Source organism: Enterobacter sp. DTU_2021_1002640_1_SI_PRY_ASU_LCPMC_013 (assembly GCF_032389435.1).
In the GTDB taxonomy this organism is placed as follows: Bacteria; Pseudomonadota; Gammaproteobacteria; order Enterobacterales; family Enterobacteriaceae; genus Enterobacter; species Enterobacter hormaechei_C.
In genome coordinates this window covers 1602880-1622262 of the sequence record NZ_CP135594.1, presented here as the reverse complement: position 1 = coordinate 1622262, position 19383 = coordinate 1602880, and the positions used below count along the sequence as shown (strand labels likewise).

General features: G+C 55.3%; 15 protein-coding genes. 4 read left to right on the top strand and 11 right to left on the bottom strand.

Annotated elements, in window-relative coordinates; all coding sequences use genetic code 11:
- Nucleotides 1-138: 138 nt before the first annotated feature.
- The 3 genes from asnS to RS584_RS07605 all read left to right on the top strand — a co-directional run bounded on the left by asnS (nucleotide 139) and on the right by RS584_RS07605 (nucleotide 4579).
- The gene (asnS, locus tag RS584_RS07615) at nucleotides 139-1539 is read left to right on the top strand and encodes an asparagine--tRNA ligase (protein WP_315749217.1); all 1401 of its coding nucleotides are present in this window, start codon (nucleotides 139-141) and stop codon (nucleotides 1537-1539) included.
- 606 nt (nucleotides 1540-2145) lie between these two features.
- Nucleotides 2146-3204 (top strand): porin OmpF, encoded by a 1059-nt coding sequence (gene ompF / locus RS584_RS07610; protein WP_017384819.1) that lies wholly within the window; start codon nucleotides 2146-2148, stop codon nucleotides 3202-3204.
- A gap of 184 nt (nucleotides 3205-3388) precedes the next feature.
- Nucleotides 3389-4579: an amino acid aminotransferase gene (locus RS584_RS07605; protein ID WP_017384820.1), complete on the top strand. Its 1191-nt coding sequence runs from the start codon at nucleotides 3389-3391 to the stop codon at nucleotides 4577-4579.
- A gap of 53 nt (nucleotides 4580-4632) precedes the next feature.
- Here the strand turns inward: RS584_RS07605 and RS584_RS07600 are convergent, their stop codons facing one another.
- From RS584_RS07600 to cmoM, 7 genes are all read right to left on the bottom strand, one after another.
- Nucleotides 4633-5280, bottom strand: a complete 648-nt coding sequence (locus RS584_RS07600; RefSeq protein ID WP_032619969.1) for an MBL fold metallo-hydrolase — start codon at nucleotides 5278-5280, stop codon at nucleotides 4633-4635.
- 20 nt (nucleotides 5281-5300) lie between these two features.
- Nucleotides 5301-5852: a YcbK family protein gene (locus RS584_RS07595; protein WP_003858202.1), complete on the bottom strand. Its 552-nt coding sequence runs from the start codon at nucleotides 5850-5852 to the stop codon at nucleotides 5301-5303.
- A gap of 175 nt (nucleotides 5853-6027) precedes the next feature.
- On the bottom strand, nucleotides 6028-7851 hold the full coding sequence (gene ldtD, locus RS584_RS07590; protein ID WP_032647901.1) for a L,D-transpeptidase: 1824 nt from the start codon (nucleotides 7849-7851) through the stop codon (nucleotides 6028-6030).
- 179 nt (nucleotides 7852-8030) lie between these two features.
- A complete protein-coding gene (gene mukB, locus RS584_RS07585; protein WP_315749213.1) occupies nucleotides 8031-12479 on the bottom strand; it encodes a chromosome partition protein MukB in 4449 nt (1482 codons plus the stop codon).
- Nucleotides 12479-13183 carry a chromosome partition protein MukE gene (gene mukE / locus RS584_RS07580; RefSeq protein ID WP_017384823.1) on the bottom strand — a complete coding sequence of 235 codons (705 nt, stop codon included), beginning with the start codon at nucleotides 13181-13183 and terminating at the stop codon, nucleotides 12479-12481. Before mukE ends, mukB begins: the two co-directional genes overlap by 1 nt.
- The gene (mukF, locus tag RS584_RS07575) at nucleotides 13164-14486 is read right to left on the bottom strand and encodes a chromosome partition protein MukF (protein WP_015570962.1); all 1323 of its coding nucleotides are present in this window, start codon (nucleotides 14484-14486) and stop codon (nucleotides 13164-13166) included. Before mukF ends, mukE begins: the two co-directional genes overlap by 20 nt.
- 3 nt (nucleotides 14487-14489) lie before the next feature.
- Nucleotides 14490-15269, bottom strand: a complete 780-nt coding sequence (gene cmoM / locus RS584_RS07570; protein ID WP_006809373.1) for a tRNA uridine 5-oxyacetic acid(34) methyltransferase CmoM — start codon at nucleotides 15267-15269, stop codon at nucleotides 14490-14492.
- 120 nt (nucleotides 15270-15389) lie between these two features.
- Between cmoM and elyC the strand changes: the two genes are divergently transcribed.
- A complete protein-coding gene (gene elyC, locus RS584_RS07565; protein ID WP_315749211.1) occupies nucleotides 15390-16169 on the top strand; it encodes an envelope biogenesis factor ElyC in 780 nt (259 codons plus the stop codon).
- Here the strand turns inward: elyC and RS584_RS07560 are convergent.
- The 4 genes from RS584_RS07560 to RS584_RS07545 form a co-directional block, all read right to left on the bottom strand.
- A complete protein-coding gene (locus RS584_RS07560) occupies nucleotides 16146-17039 on the bottom strand; it encodes a YcbJ family phosphotransferase (protein WP_003858216.1) in 894 nt (297 codons plus the stop codon). The two genes, elyC and RS584_RS07560, sit on opposite strands and share 24 nt — an antisense overlap.
- A gap of 142 nt (nucleotides 17040-17181) precedes the next feature.
- Nucleotides 17182-17928, bottom strand: coding sequence for a 3-deoxy-manno-octulosonate cytidylyltransferase (gene kdsB / locus RS584_RS07555; protein ID WP_015570964.1), 747 nt, complete (start codon nucleotides 17926-17928; stop codon nucleotides 17182-17184).
- Nucleotides 17925-18107 (bottom strand): protein YcaR, encoded by a 183-nt coding sequence (gene ycaR / locus RS584_RS07550; protein WP_003858220.1) that lies wholly within the window; start codon nucleotides 18105-18107, stop codon nucleotides 17925-17927. The genes kdsB and ycaR overlap by 4 nt, the downstream gene beginning before the upstream one ends.
- Nucleotides 18108-18152: 45 nt before the next feature.
- Nucleotides 18153-19382 carry a winged helix-turn-helix domain-containing protein gene (locus tag RS584_RS07545; RefSeq protein ID WP_315749208.1) on the bottom strand — a complete coding sequence of 410 codons (1230 nt, stop codon included), beginning with the start codon at nucleotides 19380-19382 and terminating at the stop codon, nucleotides 18153-18155.
- Between the last annotated feature and the right edge of the window lies 1 nt (nucleotide 19383).

Genomic DNA, 19383 nt, shown 5'->3' with positions numbered 1-19383 from the left:
TCTCTTATTAATTTCTTATTTCTTCTCTTAAGACGGTGAAATTTACTTGTCTGATAGCGGATGGCAGGTAACATAGATATCCCCCCTATAAGGGCGGACAAGTGTTTATTTTTTCCGACTATTAACAGAGAGAATATTATGAGCGTTGTGCCTGTAGCCGACGTACTCCAGGGCCGTGTCGCCGTTGACCAGGAGGTCACCGTGCGCGGATGGGTGCGTACTCGCCGAGATTCTAAAGCTGGCATCTCCTTCCTCGCCGTCTATGACGGTTCCTGCTTTGATCCTGTACAGGCCGTCATTAATAATTCTCTGCCCAATTACAATGATGACGTTCTGCACCTGACAACCGGCTGTTCCGTGATCGTCACCGGTGTTGTGGTGGCCTCTCCGGGCCAGGGTCAGAGCTACGAAATTCAGGCGACTTCGGTGGAAGTGACCGGCTGGGTTGACGATCCTGACACCTACCCGATGGCTGCAAAGCGTCACAGCATCGAATATCTGCGTGAAGTCGCGCACCTGCGTCCGCGCACCAACCTGATTGGTGCGGTTGCCCGCGTGCGTCATACGCTGGCGCAGGCGCTGCATCGCTTCTTTGACGAGCAGGGTTACTTCTGGGTTTCTACTCCGCTGATCACGGCTTCCGATACCGAAGGCGCAGGTGAAATGTTCCGCGTTTCAACGCTGGATATGGAAAACCTGCCGCGTACGCCGGAAGGTAAAGTCGATTACGACAAAGACTTCTTTGGTAAAGAAGCCTTCCTGACGGTTTCCGGCCAGCTCAACGGTGAAACCTACGCCTGTGCGCTGTCTAAGATCTATACCTTCGGCCCAACCTTCCGTGCGGAAAACTCCAACACCAGCCGTCACCTGGCGGAATTCTGGATGCTGGAGCCGGAAGTGGCCTTTGCCGATCTGAATGACGCGGCAGCCCTGGCAGAAGCGATGCTGAAATACGTGTTTAAAGCCGTTCTCGAAGAGCGCGCAGACGACATGAAATTCTTCGCTGAGCGTGTCGATAACGACGCCATCGCCCGTCTTGAGCGCTTCGTCTCCGCAGACTTCGCGCAGGTCGATTACACCGACGCGGTCGCAATCCTGGAAAAATGCGGTGAGAAATTCGAAAACCCGGTTTACTGGGGCGTGGATCTCTCCTCCGAGCACGAACGTTATCTGGCAGAGAAGCACTTTAAAGCACCGGTTGTGGTGAAAAACTATCCGAAAGACATTAAGGCGTTCTATATGCGCCTTAACGAAGACGGTAAAACCGTTGCCGCGATGGATGTCCTCGCGCCGGGCATCGGTGAGATCATCGGTGGCTCCCAGCGTGAAGAGCGCCTGGATGTGCTGGACGCGCGTATGCAGGAGATGGGCCTGAACCCGGCGGACTACAGCTGGTATCGCGATCTCCGTCGCTACGGCACCGTTCCACACTCCGGCTTTGGCCTGGGCTTCGAACGTCTGATTGCTTACGTAACAGGTGTTCAGAACGTACGTGATGTGATTCCATTCCCACGCACACCGCGTAACGCAAGTTTCTAACCGACCAAATCATTAATGGCCAGCAAATGCTGGCCATTATTTTATCCTGCAATGTCAGTTTTCGTCAGTCAGAAGTAAGCGTCTTTAAACCACAACCCCGCTATTACCTCTACCTGTTACGTTTTGTTTCCACGAAATATCCTGAGACAAAAAAATAACCCCATTCTTATTGCGCTTAAAACAATCCTTACGCATTAGCATAAAAAACAACCAATTTCACAGCCATCTGGATGGCTTTTATCGATCATAAGAAAAAATGAGCCGTTTAACTTCTGTTTATACGAAAGGCCTTTAGCTAAATTAAACATAAGGAAATCATATATATAAGAATAAAGCGGATGTTTAATTCGCCAGGTGGCACTGAAATTTGAGGTGCTTCACAAAGTTCCCAAAAATACATATTTAGTTACATATATTTTCTTTTGGTAACTGAATCTTGAAGATTGTAGCACTTTCAGTGTAGCGAAACGGTTCTATGAATGGAAAGATGCCTGTCAGACACATAAAGACACCTAACTCTCATCAATAGTTCCGGAAATATTTATTGACAGAATTTATTGGCGGCAGTGGCGAGTGTCATAAAAAAACCAATGAGGGTAATAAATAATGATGAAGCGCAATATCCTGGCAGTGGTAGTCCCTGCCCTGCTGGTAGCCGGTGCAGCAAACGCTGCTGAAATCTATAACAAAGACGGCAACAAATTAGATCTTTACGGGAAAGCAGTTGGCCTGCATTACTTCTCTGATTACGCGGGCAACGATGGCGACAACACTTACGCGCGTCTGGGCTTCAAAGGTGAAACTCAGATCAACGATCAGCTGACTGGCTACGGTCAGTGGGAATACAACTTCCAGGGTAACAACTCTGAAGGTGGCGATGCACAGAACGGCAACAAAACCCGTCTGGCATTCGCAGGTCTGAAATTTGGTGACGCAGGCTCCTTCGACTACGGTCGTAACTACGGTCTGGTCTATGACGCAATCGGCATCACCGATATGTTGCCTGAGTTCGGCGGCGACACCGGCGCGAGCGATAACTTCTTCGCAGGCCGTACGGGTGGTCTGGCGACTTACCGTAACAGCAACTTCTTCGGCCTGGTTGACGGTCTGAACTTTGGTGTTCAGTACCTGGGCAAAAATGAACGTGATGACGCAGTACGTTCCAACGGTGACGGCTGGGCAACCTCTCTGAGCTATGATTTCGACGGTTTCGGCATTGTGGGTGCTTATGGTGCAGCTGACCGTACCAACAACCAGCAGACGCTGGAATGGGGTAAAGGTGACAAAGCTGAACAGTGGGCAACCGGCCTGAAATATGACGCGAACAACATCTACCTGGCAGCTATTTATGGCGAAATGCGTAACGCAGCGCGTCTGGGCAGCCGTGGTTTCGCTAACAAGTCTCAGGACTTCTCTGTCGTCGCTCAGTACCAGTTCGACTTCGGTCTGCGTCCATCCATCGCTTACTACAAATCTAAAGCGAAAGACGTAGAAGGTATCGGTGACGAAGACTACATCAACTACATCGACGTTGGTGCGACATACTACTTCAACAAAAACATGTCTACCTATGTTGACTATCAGATCAACCAGCTGAAAGACGACAACAAGCTGGGCATCAACAACGACGATATCGTGGCTCTGGGTCTGGTTTACCAGTTCTAATCAGCACACCTCGTTGTTATATGCTTAATGAACAGGGCTTCGGCCCTGTTTTTTTATTCCTGAGAGAAAATAATAGCGACTTTTGAAAAGCCGCACGCTTTTCGTCGCAAACGGTTGGCATTTTGTAAATCTACCGTTAACCTGATAGCGGATTTCACTTCTGTAATCACAATGGAACTTCGTCATGTTTGAGAACATTACTGCCGCTCCTGCCGACCCAATTCTGGGCCTGGCCGATCTGTTTCGTGCCGACGACCGCCCTGGCAAAATCAACCTGGGTATTGGTGTATATAAAGATGAAACCGGCAAAACTCCGGTACTGACCAGCGTCAAAAAAGCTGAGCAGTATCTGCTGGAAAACGAAACCACCAAAAACTACCTCGGTATTGATGGTATCCCTGAATTTGGTCGCTGCACCCAGGAGCTGCTGTTCGGCAAAGGCAGCACCATTGTGAGCGAAAAACGCGCCCGCACGGCGCAGACCCCAGGCGGTACCGGCGCACTGCGCGTGGCGGCAGATTTCCTGGCGAAAAACACCTCTGTGAAGCGTGTGTGGGTAAGCAATCCAAGCTGGCCGAACCACAAGAGCGTTTTTAATTCTGCGGGTCTGGAAGTGCGTGAATACGCCTACTACGACGCGGCAAACCACGCGCTGGATTTCGACGGTCTGCTGGCCAGCCTGAGCGAAGCCCAGGCGGGCGATGTGGTGCTGTTCCACGGCTGCTGCCATAACCCAACCGGTATCGATCCTACGCTTGAACAGTGGGAACAGCTGGCTAAGCTGTCCGTTGAAAAAGGCTGGCTGCCGCTGTTCGACTTCGCTTACCAGGGCTTTGCCCGTGGTCTGGAAGAAGATGCAGAAGGTCTGCGCGCATTCGCCGCCGTGCATCAGGAGCTGATTGTCGCAAGCTCCTATTCCAAGAACTTTGGTCTGTATAACGAGCGTGTCGGCGCCTGTACGCTGGTGGCTGCTGACGAAGCAACCGTCGATCGCGCATTCAGCCAGATGAAGTCCGTGATCCGCGCTAACTACTCTAACCCACCGGCACACGGTGCGTCTGTGGTCGCGACGATCCTGAGCAACGATGCGCTGCGCGCAATCTGGGAACAAGAGCTGAACGATATGCGTCAGCGCATTCAGCGCATGCGTCTGCTGTTTGTGAACACGCTGGCTGAGAAAGGCGCTGACCGTGACTTCAGCTTCATCATCAAGCAGAACGGCATGTTCTCCTTCAGCGGCCTGACCAAAGAGCAGGTGCTGCGCCTGCGTGAAGAGTTTGGCGTGTATGCCGTTGCCTCTGGCCGCGTGAACGTTGCAGGTATGACGCCTGACAACATGGCGCCGCTGTGCGAAGCCATTGTCGCGGTGCTGTAACCTGCACCCATAAAAAAAGCCTGCATCGCGCAGGCTTTTTTATTTTACCGGGTTTACCAGACAGGCATTTCATCCTGAAGGAACGGGTTATGCAACCGCTCATCGCCCAGCGTCGACATCGGTCCGTGTCCAGGGATAAACGTCACATCATCACCTAACGGCAATAACTTCTGCTTAATCGACTGAATCAGCTGACCGTGATCGCCGCGTGGGAAATCACTGCGTCCTACGCCCCCTTTGAAAATCACGTCACCGGAAATCAGCAGGCGCGACACGTCATCAAAGAAGACAATATGGCCGGGCGTATGCCCGGGGCAATGCAACACCTGTAAAGTTACATTCCCTACGTTAACGCGATCGCCTTCGTTCAGCCAGCGGTCCGGTGTCAGTGGCTGACATTCATCCAGACCAAACATACGGCTTTGGGCAGGTAGCCCCTGAAGCCAGAACTCATCTTCTTTTTCCGGGCCGATAATCGGCACACCGTAGTGTTCAGCCAGTTCTGCCGCTGCACCCACATGGTCGAGATGGCCATGGGTGAGTAAAATCTGCATCAGCGTTACACCGCTGGCAGCGACTTCCTGCTTGATTGTCCCGGCGTCTCCACCGGGATCGACAAGCGCGGCCAGTTTAGTTTGTTCACACCAGATCAATGAACAGTTCTGTGAGAACGCGGTAACCGGAATAATACGATAGTTCATACTGCTCCTGTGTTTCGTTATTACCAGTGCCGAACCGGCCCGGTATCAATATGCACAAAGTTGCTACGTGGGTAGTATCCTACACCACCTGCGCGCATAGATAACGCCGCTTTGCGAATATTGGCTAACGAAACGCCTTCAATATGGAAATCCATCGCCTGCCCTTTAGTGTGATAGCTTTTTTTCGCTACCCCACGGCTGTGGGCGCGCAGTTCATTGTTGGTATCCAGAGAGCGATAGCCAGAAATGAGTTGCACCGGCCTTTTGGTCCCCAGCAGTCCCTGCAAGCGGTAAAGCTGATCGAATAATCCAGGGTCGATGGCTTTGATTTTATTCGCGCGGAAATCACGGAAAAAATGGTTGAGTCTTGCTAATTCATCCTGAATATAGCCTCTGCCATCGAAAAATTCCGCTTTAAGCGTCTCACCAGTATGCAGATTGTTGAGCGTTAAAATACGCGGACGAGGTGTCGAGAGGGTGGCAAATGCTGGCGTCGGAAGGATGGCTGCTGCGCCCAGCGCAACGCCACCTAACGCCAGCAATTTGCGGCGATTAGCGTCAAATTTGTCCATGATAATCAGGTCTACAGGTAAAAGAAATTGTCAATATGCTTAGCGCACGAAGGGCACCATAACTGGCAAAGCCTGCTACGTCAAGGCGCCCAACCCCAGTGAATACGCGGCTTGCAGCCAGATCGCCTCATATTCACCATAACTTACGACAATCATTTTCACCGAACTACTTCATTTACCTGATTAATTGTTCCGCTTTTGGCAAAATTTGTGCGCCTGATCGCGCTGTCAGATCATAATTGTAAATATCTGTACGATACTGGGTACGTCCGTCTGCGCCTACAAACGCCGTCAGATAATAAAGATTGACCGGAATATTGTGGCGAATATTGACGTAACGCGTATCCCCCTGCTTCAGGGCATCTGATATCCGCGTATCGTTCCAGCCTGCATCCTGCAACAGCATATTTGCCAGCTCGGAGGCCTTGTTCACGCGAACACAGCCCGAGCTAAGCGCGCGTGCATCTTTCTGGAACAGATTATGGTTCGGGGTATCATGCAGGTAGATAGCGTCCGAACTTGGCATATTGAATTTGTAACGTCCCAGCGAGTTATGTGCGCCCGGTGCCTGCTGGAAACGGAACGGCAGGTTCGAAGGCGTAATCGTTGACCAGTCGACCATCCAGGGATCAATCGCTTCTTTGCTGTTCCAGCCACGCATCACTGTATAGTTATGTCGCTCCAGATAACCCGGGTCATTCCATACCTTAGGCAGGATATCTTTGCGCGCCAGCGTCGGCGGCACGTTCCACGGCGGGTTAACCACCACGTTATTCAGCGCGCTGCTCATCATTGGCGTTTTTCGGTCAGGTCGGCCGACAATCACGCGGGACGCCAGCACTTCGCTACCGTCCTGATAGTAGACCAGGGAGTACGCCGGAATGTTGACCATAATGCCGGTGGATAACGTGCCCGGCAGCAAGCGCAAGCGCTGGATATTCAACGCCAGCACTCCTGCCCGCTGGGCCGGAGAGACGTTCAGCCAGTCGCGAGTAGATGGACCAATCACGCCGTCAGCGCCAAGCCCCTGCGCGGCCTGGAACTGCTTCACTGCGGCGACCAGCTCGCGATCGTAAGCGGCGGGCTTATTGCTCAACGCAACGGCCGTTTTCTCTTTTACCGGCGCCGACGGGCTGACGACCGCATTTTGCGTCTCGTCACCGGGCAGAGCAATTTTAGGGCCGCTGTCGAGAATGCCGGAGCGTTTCATAATTTCGCGGATCGCAGGCACATCGCTGCTCCACTGCCCCGGACGCAGCGTTGTGGTGCCACGCAGCTGAGGCCACGGGCGGGAATCCGCAACCAGCTCAAGAAGCGACTGATGCATCGTGGCATATTGCGGATGGGCAGGCGCAAGGCTTGCGATAAAGCGCGGCAGTTCGCCGTTATCCAGCGACAGCTGCCACTGATTAATAACGGACAGCGCAGGCGTCGCCAGCTTGTACGGTTTGCTGCTGTATAACCAGCGGTTGCCGTTCACCGAAATCCCCGCCACAAACTGTAAGTAACCCATCATGGCATCAGACAGCACCACGTCACGCGCCTGTCCGGTAACAGCAGGGTCGGTCAGGAGTTCAACCCAGGTCGTGAACTGCGGCTGAAAACCTGCAATCGCCACTTCAGCCAGCTGCTGCTGGAAGGCTCGTACCGCCTCGCGATTCTCCCACATCGGTTTCATATCGCGCGCAGCGTAAAGCAACGTGAGCTGGTTAATATAAGCGGGAGTATAGCCCGAGGGCAGGCCGGTCATAAGCTGCTGGCGTAATGATTCAGTATCGATGCCTTCCGGCAGCGGTTTAATACCGGCCATGATGGCCGTCGCCGGAGACTGATCCAGCGGTTGTGACAGCGACGTCGGCTGCGCGCCCATCGTCGCGGAGCTGTCAGTCGGTACAATTTCAGGCTCATCGGCCTGAGCGGTAAACAGTGGAGCAAACATCACTGTCAGGCACAAACTCAGCGCAGACAGCTGACGACCACGATTTTTCTTAAGCAACATCCCTTGCCCCCTGTTTTTCACGACATGCCCATTATTCTGGAGCTTTCCTTCAGTATAGAAAGGCATACTCGCTGCTGCCTTACCTTATGTAAAGAAGTTTAAAGATAACGCAGCCCTGAACACAAGTTAAGTGAATAAAAAAAGCGGCGCCTGAGCGCCGCCCTTTATCACACCCCGCGTTAAGAGGCGTCAGCCGTGCCCGGTAAAGACTCCGGTGGCTGCGGGGCGAAACCACGCAGGCCCACGACGTGTACGTGTTCACTGTTCTGGAACACCTTACGCACCAGCTTATAGGTTGTCCCTTTTTCCGGACTGATGTTTTCCGGCGCCGCGATGATGAGCTGCATATCGAGTCGCTCGCAAAGCTCAAACAGCGTGGCGATGGAGCGGGCGTCGAGACGCGCGGCTTCATCGAGGAACAGCAGACGGCATGGTGAGATGTCTTTGCCGCGCAGACGACGCGCTTCATCTTCCCAGCTCTGCACCACCATCACCAGAATCGACATACCGGTACCGATAGCTTCACCGGTAGAGAGCGCACCGGATTCCGCGCGCAGCCAGCCGTCTGAGCCACGGTTAACCTCAACTTCCATTTCCAGATAGTTGCGGTAGTCCAGCAGCTCCTCGCCGATGGTTTGCGGCGTACGCTGGCCCATGTCAATCTGCGGATTCAGACGCTGATATAGCTTCGCCAGCGCTTCGGAGAAGGTCAGGCGGTTACTGTTGAACAGATCCTGATGCTGTTCGTGCTGTTCAGACAACACGTCCAGCAGCGTGGAGTGCGCCTCACGCACGTTCACGTTCAGCCGCACGCTGTTGACCTGGCCAAACGACACGCTTTGCAGGCCCTGGTTCAGCTGACGGATGCGGTTCTGCTCGCGCTGAATGGTTTTACGAATAATATTCGCCACGCTGCGGGAGCTGATTGCCAGCTTCTGCTCGCGGGAGGTCAGCTCCTCCGTCAGACGGCCCAGCTCGATCTCCATCTGTTCGATCGCTTCCACCGGATCGTCGGTACGGATGATGTCCTGACGAATACGCTCGCGTAAGTGCTGATAAACCGCCACGAAGAACTGAATTTTGCGCTCAGGACGCTTCGGATCTTCGGACATACGCAGCACGTCGCGCAGGTGTTCATTGTCCGCCACCGCCAGACGCAGCGCGCCCAGCGCCTTATCCGACATAGAGCGCAGTTCATCGGCTGACAGGTACGCCAGCTCGCGACGATGCAGACGACGCTCCACGTTGTTATCTTTCACCATGCGCATCACCGCGTACCACCCCGCCTTCGCGGTCACAACCTGTTCACGCATCTCATGATAGTCACGCTCCAGCTTGCGCAGGCGTCGCGTCAGGTTGTCCATCTCTGCTTCACAGAAGGTCAGCGCTTTTTCCAGCTGATTACGACGCGCGCGGTTGTTACTGAGCTGAGCATGCAGTTCATCGCGGCGAATACGCGCCCGCTCTTCTGCACCGCTGTCGGCGCGAACGCCGATGTCCTGCAACTCTTTATGCAGATCGTTTAACAGCTCTTTCTTGGTGTCGAAGGAGCTTTTCAGCGAGGCCATGACCTGGCTGTACTGGCTCAGCTGTGCGGCGTGAGTACGCATCGCTTCACGGGCGCGCGTACGCTCTGCTTCGGCCTGCTCAAGACGCTGGCGCAGCTTTTCATTAAGATCGCTGTTCCCGCTCAGCATTTCTGCTGAATCGGAGTAGCCGAAGTGTGCGCGACGTTGCACCACTTCCGTCAGGGCAAACGCCTGCTGACGCGCTTCGCGCTGCACCTGCTGTGACCAGGCATAATCCTCTTTTAACTGCTCAAACTGTTCCGGGTCGCTCTGGAGAACGGAAACCATCGGCTCCAGTTTTGCCAGCTGATTGCCGTGCTGCTGCACAAAGCGCGCCGCTTCCTGCGCTTCGTCCAGACGTTCCTGAATTTCGTCCACGCGGTCGGCGAGCGTATCGTCCGCCAGCAGGTTCAGGCGCGGCAGGATGCGGTTAAGGGCCGCAACGCCCTCTTTCGCCTGCTCGAACTGCACGCGGCTTTGCTGGTTGTCATTTTCATGGCTGGCAAGCGCACGCTCCAGCTCACCACGGCGGGTGTTGAGCTTGCGGATTTCAGCTTCCGGATCGGGCTCAAAGGCAACGCCCAGGTGGCTGCCGATAAAGCGGCTGAACGCCTGATGCAGACGCTGCGTTTTTTGAACATCAAACGACAGGGTTGCAAAACGTTCAGAAAGCGTTTCGCGCTCGGCGTGCAGGCTTTCAATACGGTTTTCACGCGCGGCGCGGCCAAACAGCGGCAGTTCCGGGAAGCGCGAATAGCGCCACTGGCGATCGGCGATTTTCACCACCACCGCTTTTTCCAGCTCGTCGACGCTGAATACGCTGTCATCAAACGACTGCGGATCCCCTTCGATGAGGTAGAGATCTTCCGGGCAGTCTTCCAGCCCTGCAAGCTGGTCCGAAATCAGCGACAGATCCGGCACCACAATCGCGTTACGGGATGGACCGTACAGCGCGGAGAAGTACGGCGCATCGTCCAGGCCGACATCGTCGTAAATTTCAGACAGCAGCACGCCGCCGAAACGCTCGGCTAAGGCATTCAGGCGCGGATCTTCTGAGCCGCCAGGCTGGCTTAAACGCTCAATCTCTTCATCGACGTCACGCTTGCGCGCACCCACTTCGTCACGCTCAACAATCGCTTCACGCTCGCGCTCCAGCAGCTGTTGCATGTATTCGGTGACGTCCTGGCTGGAGGAAAACTCCTGGCCACACTGTTCGCTGAGCTGGTTCAGGCTGCTTTGTGCAGCCAGCCAGATCGGCGCACGCTGTAAGAGCGTCTTCGAACGCGACTGAAGCTGTTCCAGCTCCTGACGCAGCGTCATGCGCTGTTCGCTGGCGTTCGATACGGTATCCGACAGGGCCGCAATACGCGCTTCCAGCTCCTGGTGCAGGGCCTCAAGCTCGTCGAAATCGTAATTTTTACCCTGACGCTTGCAGAATTCCGCCAGCAGACGCTCGGCTTCCTGCTGTTCACGCAGACGCTGTTCCAGCTCGTTCAGGCGCATGCGCAGCGGCTGCACCTGTTCGGCCAGATGGCGTTGATTGACGCCGTCGCGCAGCAGCTCACGGGCAACGTCCCACGCTTCGTTACGCGCCAGCGGACCGTTGATCGCCACCACCAGCTGGTACGCCTGCTCAAACTGGCTATGCGCCGTTTGCGCCACGCTCATTTTCTGATCGAGAGAAAGCAGTTTCTCAGTGGCTTCCTGCTCTTTGGCCTGGAAGGTATCCAGCCATTCGTCAGCGCTTTCCGGGGTCAGGTCCGGCAGATGGCACAGCTCTTTGGCACGCTGCAACGCCTGCAACGCCTGGTTGTACTGAATCGCACGCGTCTGCTGCACGTCCAGCGCCTGCTGGTAATCAGCAAGCTGGCTTTTCAGCTCATCCACTTCCAGCTCGGCGGCTTCCGCGCGGGCTTCGTTCTCTTCCTGCAAATCGGCGGCTTCGGCCACCACTTCATTTTGCTCTTCAAGACGAATTTGCAGCTCATCCAGATCGGCTTCATAGCGCTCGATTTTTTCCTGCTGACGCAGCGCGGTCTGCACCAGGTTCAGGTGATCGCTGGCCGCCTGGTAATCGGCTTCCAGATCCCCTTCCGCACCGTTGTGCTCGCCCAGTTCGCGCGCCATTTCGACATGCTTATACTGCTCAGCCACCAGCTGTTTGCGGGAGGTAAACAGCTCGCGGCGATACTCCAGCGCCTGGTCGAGATGAATACGGCGCTCGTTGGCGTGGCGCATATAGTCCGCCGCCACGTAGTTGGTGGCTTCGCTGATCAGGTGCTTAAACAGGTCGCGATCAGACTGTGTGACGCGAATCGCTTCCAGCGTCATGCGGTTTTCACGCAGCGCGGCTTCCATATCCTGGAAGGCCTTACGCACGCCGCTGTTTTCCGGCAGCAGGTAGTCGCGCAGGGAGCGGGTAATGGCGCTGGAGATACCGCCGTACAGGGAGGCTTCAATCAGACGGTAGTATTTACTACGATCTGACGCGCTGCGCAGACGACGGGCTACCACACCGAGATCGAACATCAGAGAGTGGTAGTCGGTAATGGAGTTAAACTGCTTAAACTGCACGCCTTCGATGGCTTCCAGCTTGTCTTTCAGCTCCTGGAGCGTCAGGACGCGCGCCTGACGTTCATTCAGGGTTTCCGTCAGCAGCGCGGTCGGCTGCACGGAGGTTGGCAGCCCCTGGATCGCAAACGGTTTGATATCGACTTTACGGTCGCGACCGGCAACCTGTTGCAGGCGCACGCCTACAACCACGCGCTGATGACGGGAGTTGATCACGTCCAGTACGGAATAACAGACGCCCGCTTTCAGCTTACCGTGCAGACCTTTATCGCGGGAGCCGCTCGTGGCGCCCGCTTCGGTGGTGTTACGGAAGTGCAGCAGGGTCAGGTCAGGGATCAGCGCCGTCACGAAGGCCGCCATGGTGGTGGATTTACCCGCCCCGTTACCACCGGAGAGCGTTGTCACCAGCTCATCCAGATCGAAGGTTCGGGCAAAGAAGCCGTTCCAGTTAATCAGCGTTAGTGAGCGAAATTTACCGCGTTCAATCATTACTCTTCCTCCCCGCTATCCGGCTGATTCTCTTCGTGCTCGTCATTGAGCTGCAAATGGTTTTCCACCGGCATTGCTTCACCGTCGCGGATCATGCGCAGCTGCGCTTCACGCGCATCGTCACCCGCACGCACGTCGGCGCCAAAGCGGAAGACCGATTCGGTAATACGGAACTTGCTGCTGTCGTGACCCATGAACCAGACCATTCCCAGACGGCGCAGACGGTTCAGGGAAGAGCGAACTTTTTCCTGTAATTTCTGACGGTCCAGATCGGACCCCGTTGAGCGGTTATTCACCAGCTTGAGCAGTTTGCTTTCATCCGCCAGCGACAGCAGCTCATCGTAAAGCTCCTGCTGGGTGAAGATCCCTTCATTCGCCAGACGTTCCGGGCTGAGATAGAGGTAGCAGAGAATTTTGCCGACCATCATATCCAGTTCGGAAAGCACCGAGCGCGGAATAAGCGTGGTAGAGCGCGGACGCAGGTAGAAAAACCCTTCCGGCGCGCGGATCAGCTCAACGTTATAGCGAGCGTAAAACTCTTCCAGGTACTCCTGAAAGTCCATCAAAAAGGCGTGATTATCCAGCTCGTCAAGGCCAATGTGACGACCGGCACGCAGTTGGCTGTCCAGCGCCGGAAACAACGGATTCGCCAGCGCCTGTGCCAGCTTAACTGGCATCACGTGTTCAATATTTGTCAATGACATGCGCCTGTACCTTGGCTCCGTAATCGTTAATCGGCTGCCACTTCGGCGGCAGTCCGGTGAAATCGGCTTGTGCGATGCCCAGGCGCACCGCCTGGTCTACAACAATGCGGGCAACATCGAAGTGGCGCGCGCGCGGATACTGCGCCAGATAGTCGCGTACCACGAGGCCAAGATCCAGCGGTGCTTGTCTGGTTTTGTAGACAGCAAGCTGTTCTTCGATCATCGCCGCAAGCTGCTCGCGAATTTCGTTAAATTCTTCGTATTCCAGATCCGGTGGCAGTTCACCGGTGACCTCTTCATCACGCAGCGCCATCTCTTCGTCGCGCATATCCAGCAGACGATCGGCGTTGGCGTAGGTCAGCGCCCACGGCGCATCGAAGTAGGTCTGTACCGACTGGCGCAGACGTTGAGCAAAGACGCGATTCTTATCCATATCGATGGCGGTACGGATAAATTTATGCACGTGGCGGTCGTAACCGATCCACAGGTCGATCGACTGCTGGCCCCAGCTGATAATGCGGTCAAGCTTGCTCTGCAAATCAAACACCAGACGGTCGATAAAATGCAGATCGTCGTGCGCCATCGTCGCGTCCTGAATGCGTAGCAGATTGGCCTGTAGCTTATCTCCCGCCGCCTCCAGCGTATCCTGCAACTCACGCAGCGTACCCGACGTTTCTGACAGCAAGAGTTCACAGCTGGAGATGGCCGCACGCCAGTCTTTATTAAGCAGTTGAGCGATATCGTCTTTCACCTGCTGCTGCTGTTCGTCCATCAGACGTTGAGTCAGATCGATACTGTCGAAAATCTCGGCGACCGAGTATTTCAGCGGCGCGTAAACGTTGCGATGCCAGTGGAATTCGTCACCGTTTTCATCAGCCGCGTCGGCGGCACGCTTCAGCTCACCTGCAACAATAGAGAGCTGCATGGAGAGACGCAGCGTGGAAAATTCGCGCTGGCGGATGTAATAGTCGGTAATGCCAATGCCCAGTGGCGTAAGACGATAGATGGCGTTTCCTTCCGCCTGCTCGCTGGTAAAGCGGTTCAGCAGACGTTGACGCACCATATCATTGATTGCGTTGTTGGCACGCACGCTAATGGTTTCGCTGGTTTGCTCAAACGCATCACTGACGTGGCGGAACGCATCCACCAGTTCGCCTTCACTCATTTCGCCATCCAGGCGTTCGCCGTTTAGCGTCGCAACCGCCAGCAGGAATGAGAGTCTGTCTACCGGCAGCGAGATGGAGAAATCGTTTTTCCTGGCCCAGGCAACCAGTTCGGGGACTGTCTGGGAAAATTCACTCATAGATTATCCTTGCATCTGCGGCTTGCGCGCGGTGACGTGTATATAGCGGCCAAGGCTCAGATAAGGCTCCTGGCGGCAGTACCGCGTCTCTATTTCTGTTAAGGCGTCTAAACAGTCATCCTGTTTTTGTTTATCACGCAGATAATCATGAAACACCCTCACGCCGGTTTTGCCGGTAATTTCCCAACCGATCTCCTCCAGCCAGCCATAGACCTGCTGCGGTTCACGGGGGAAATCCGGTGAAAGCGTGCGTCGTTTCTTTTTATACATGCCCTGCTGTACATAGCCAAAATTGCCGACCAGCACGTTTCGCATTAGCAGGCCGTTGGCATTGTAAAACATCAGCGATAACGCACCGCCCGGGCGCAACATCGACCACAGCGTTTTTAACATCGCTTGTGGTTCGGCTACCCATTCGAGCACAGCATGAAACAATATCAGATCAACCTGCGTTTCCAAATGCTGCGGAATGTCCTGAGCGGCGCAATGTATAAAATGCATGTTGTCGCTCACACCTTTCTCTTCTGCCGCTCGCCCTGCGCGCGCAACCATCTCGGCAGAAAGATCGCAAAGCGTGACGTGATGTCCCCGCTGCGCCATCAGAATTGCAGTCTGACCTTCCCCACCGCCGGCATCCAGCACGCGCAACGGTCGGTCACCGAATTCAGCCAGCAGCTTGTCCAGATCCTGCCAGAGGATCGTCTGACGAAGCTGACCTTTGGTGGTGCCATAAATGTTGCGCGAAAACTTTTCCGCGATGTCATCAAAATTGCGATCCCGCATTGGGAGGGTTCCACTCACTGCAAAACCGCTATTTTGTCACACCCGCGCGGAGAATGAACCACTCTGGTGTAATATCACCGACAATCGCCTGCTGTATGGTTAAAAAAGGAACCAAAAAGGATGCTTTTTACCCTAAAAAAATATATTGGAGGCATGATGCTTCCCCTTCCCCTGCTGTTGCTTCTCATCGCGCTGGGGCTGGCATTGATATGGTTTAGCCGCTTTCAGAAAAGCGGTAAATCCCTCGTTACCATGGGCTGGCTGGCGCTGCTGTTACTCAGCCTGCAACCGGTCGCTGACGGTTTATTACGTCCGATTGAAAACACCTACCCGACATGGCAGGGAAATCAGAAGGTGGGCTATATCGTGGTGCTGGGCGGCGGGTATACCTGGGATCCGAACTGGGCGCCCAGCTCAAACCTGATCAACAACAGCCTGCCGCGCCTGAACGAGGGGATCCGCCTGTGGCTGGCCAATCCGGGATCGAAGATGATCTTCACGGGCGCTGCGGCAAAAACCAACCCGGTCAGTACCGCTGAAGCAGGAGCAAGAGTGGCTGAATCGCTTGGCGTACCACGTTCCGCCATCATCACGCTGGATAGCCCAAAAGATACCGAAGAAGAGGCGGCGGCGGTGAAACAGGCCATCGGTGATGTACCGTTCCTGCTGGTGACCTCTGCTTCACACCTGCCGCGCGCAATGATTTTCTTTAAGAAGCAGGGCCTGCATCCGCTTCCTGCTCCGGCAAACCAGATGGCTATTGACGCCCCGCTCAATCCGTGGGAACGGATAATCCCGTCCCCGGTATGGCTGATGCACAGCGATCGCGTCGGCTACGAGACGCTTGGCCGCCTCTGGCAGTGGCTCAAAGGTTCGTCAGGCAAGCCAGGGCAGGAGTGATTTTGCGGCCAGATCGAAACTGGCGCGATTAAAGCGCCCGGTGTTGACCAGCTGCGCCACCTCATCCCAGAGAAGATAGAGCCAGCGTCGCCAGAGAAAGGCCTCCGCAACGGGGGCGCGCTGAAGATAGTGCCAGAGCAAATCTTCCGCCGCCCCGCCCTCGCTCAGCCTGAACAGTTCGTACTCGCGCGGCGCCCAGAGCATGATCCCCGGCCCGACCATCGCCAGCAACTGGTCGCTGCGCGAGTCTTTAAGCATACTGCGCAGCGTGAAATTGCCGTGAACCAGCACGCAGTTGTCGTTAAAGCCCTCAAACAGCGTCGGCAGACACTCCCGGGTGCGGAATAAAATACGTTTGTCCTGCATCGTTAAACCGGTGTTGTTGAACTGGTTCAGCGTGCCCCACAGCACTTCAACACGCTGGCGATACCACAGCGGCCACAGGTTTTCCTGCGTGCTGTCCACCGCGCCAACAAGACCCCGGCTGTCCTGCCGATGCCAGGCAAGCAGAGCCTCGACAATCTGATCTTTCAGCTGTTCCCAGCGCTCCGGTGTACGCGTCGGGGCTTCAACAGAAACCCCGCGTAAACGTTCGATAAGCAGAACATCCGGGCCGGGATGCTCCTCATGGGTCATCACGCCGTAGACCGTCGGCATGCGGACAGTCCCTTCCCGCGCCAGCATCGACATTTTCCAGGCCAGCTGTCTGGCGACGCCCGGCGAGGTAAAACTTCTGGCCATCAGCGGCATGGGGTTTCCCTGACTGTCGTACAACGACCAGAGTGCGGTATCGGCCTTTTCATTCACGCATTCCACCCGGCTTAGCTTTTCGCCAAGGAGATGGCTGAGTTCAGCACGCAGCTGTTCCATATGAGATTACCCCCATTAAGACTACTGCTTTTATAATGAGCGCGCGAAACCCGGATGTCACCCGGTAGAGATCAATAATGAAAAAGAAAAGGAAAATAGCCAGGCGGGAGAACATCCCCCCGAACGAGGGGATGCCAGCGAATTAACGCATTTCGACGCGTACGCGCTCGAGATCTTCAGGGGTATCCACGCCGGTGCCTGGGATTTCCTGGGCAACCGCAACGTGAATTTTCTCGCCGTACCACAGCACGCGAAGCTGTTCGAGCATTTCAATATGCTCCAGCGGGCTTGGTGCCCAGGCGACGTAGCGACGAATAAAGCCGGCGCGGTAGCCGTAAATACCGATGTGGCGCAGGAAGGTTTCGCCGATTGTCTCTTTCGATTGCGCGAAACGATCGCGATCCCACGGAATGGTGGCGCGGGAGAAATAGAGCGCGTAGCCCTCTGCGTCCATGACCACTTTCACCGCATTCGGATTGAACGCCTCTTCAGCGTGGTGAATCGGCACCGCGAGGGTCGCCATCCCGACCTGACGCTGTGCCAGGTTGTCGGCCACCTGACGGATAATCGCCGCCGGGATCATCGGCTCATCGCCCTGCACGTTCACAATCACCGTCTCGTCGCTGAAACCGCATTTTTCGACGACTTCCGCCAGGCGCTCGGTGCCTGACTGATGATCGGCACGGGTCATGCACACTTCCCCACCCGCGGCCTCAACCGCGCGCGCAACATCCGGGTGATCGGTGGCGACGATGACGCGTCCGGCGCCCGATTCGCGTGCCCGTTCAAGGACATGCACAATCATCGGTTTGCCATTGATATCCACCAGCGGTTTACCTGGCAGGCGCGTTGAAGCATAACGCGCAGGGATAATGACAACAAAACTCATGGTTTGATCTCTTCTGCCACCAGGGAACGGGCTTCATTTTCCAGCAGGACCGGAATACCGTCACGCAGCGGGAACGCCAGGCTGTCCAGTTTGCAAATCAGCTCTTGTTTATCCTGGCTGTAATACAGTTTGCCGTTGCACACCGGGCAGGCAATAATTTCAAGTAAACGGTGATCCATAGTTCCTCCGTATGGGTAATCGCTAAAGCTTATCACATTCCCTTTTCAGGGAGTGCCTGTTTCCCAGCCACCTCGACGGGTCGTAAACAGCCCCACAGGCACGCGACCGAGTACAATTTCATGCGCCCCCTGCCAGCGGGCAAATTCACTGAGCGCAGTCGTTAACCCTTTTTCCAGGCCAGCCGTCACCTTTATGCCCTCTTCAAGCCAGAGCGCGATAATTTCAAGCATGCCGGTTTTACGGTGCATTTTAGCGTCCATGCGCCCGACTAGCTGGCCTTTGTGCAGCAGCGGCAAAACAAAATAACCATACTGCCGCCTGGGCGCCGGAGTGTAGCATTCCAGACGGTAGCTGAAATTAAACAACTGCCCGGCCCGCTTTCTGTCCCAGACAACGGGGTCGAACGGCGAGAGCACGGCACTGTGGGTCGCCTGGAGTTTGCCCTCCTGCGCCTGCGCCAGCAGAGGGAACAAATCCGCATGCAACCACATTTCACCTAACGACTCTACCGAGACCGGCATGACGCGCTGTTCGCGCTGCCACGATTCCAGCAGTGGTTTTAGCTGCGGCTGACGCAGACGATAATAATCCGCCAGCCACTGTGGACGGAAGATGCCAAGGCTGCGGGCGCTATTCCCGAGCATGATGGCTTCGGCAGCGTCCTGAGACAGCAGGTCACGCGTATCGTCCCAGTGAGGCATAACGCGGTGTGTGAGGTCATAGACGCGCTGAAAGTTGCGACGCTCGACCACCATCACTTTGCCCGACGTAAACAGCCCTTCAAGATGGCGTTTGTGCGGTTTCCACTCCCACCATCCGCTTGCGCCTTTTCGCGGGTGTTCAAAATCCGCGGAGCGTACCGGCCCGTTTTCCTGAATATGGGCAATCAGTTGCTCTATTTCATCCGCGTGTTCCACCATCCACTCCTGACGGTATTTCCAGCCCATTTTGTCCGGGGCGAGCATGCGGTGACGCACCAGTGCAAAATCGCTGCGTGGGAGAAAACAGGCTTCATGCGCCCAGTATTCCATCAGTTCGCCCTGACTTAGCGCATTATCCAGCCACTGCGGAGGATAGTTTCCCAGGCGGCTAAACAGGACCAGATACGGGCTACGCGCCACGATGTTAATGGTGTCGATTTGCAACAACGACATGCGTTGCACGGTAGAGAGGATATCCGCTGGCTGCGCGCGGCGACGGGGCTTTTTCAGAAGCCCCTGGGCGGCAAGATGCAAGTTTCGTGCGGCTGCAAGTGAGAGTTGCGGTAGAGACATG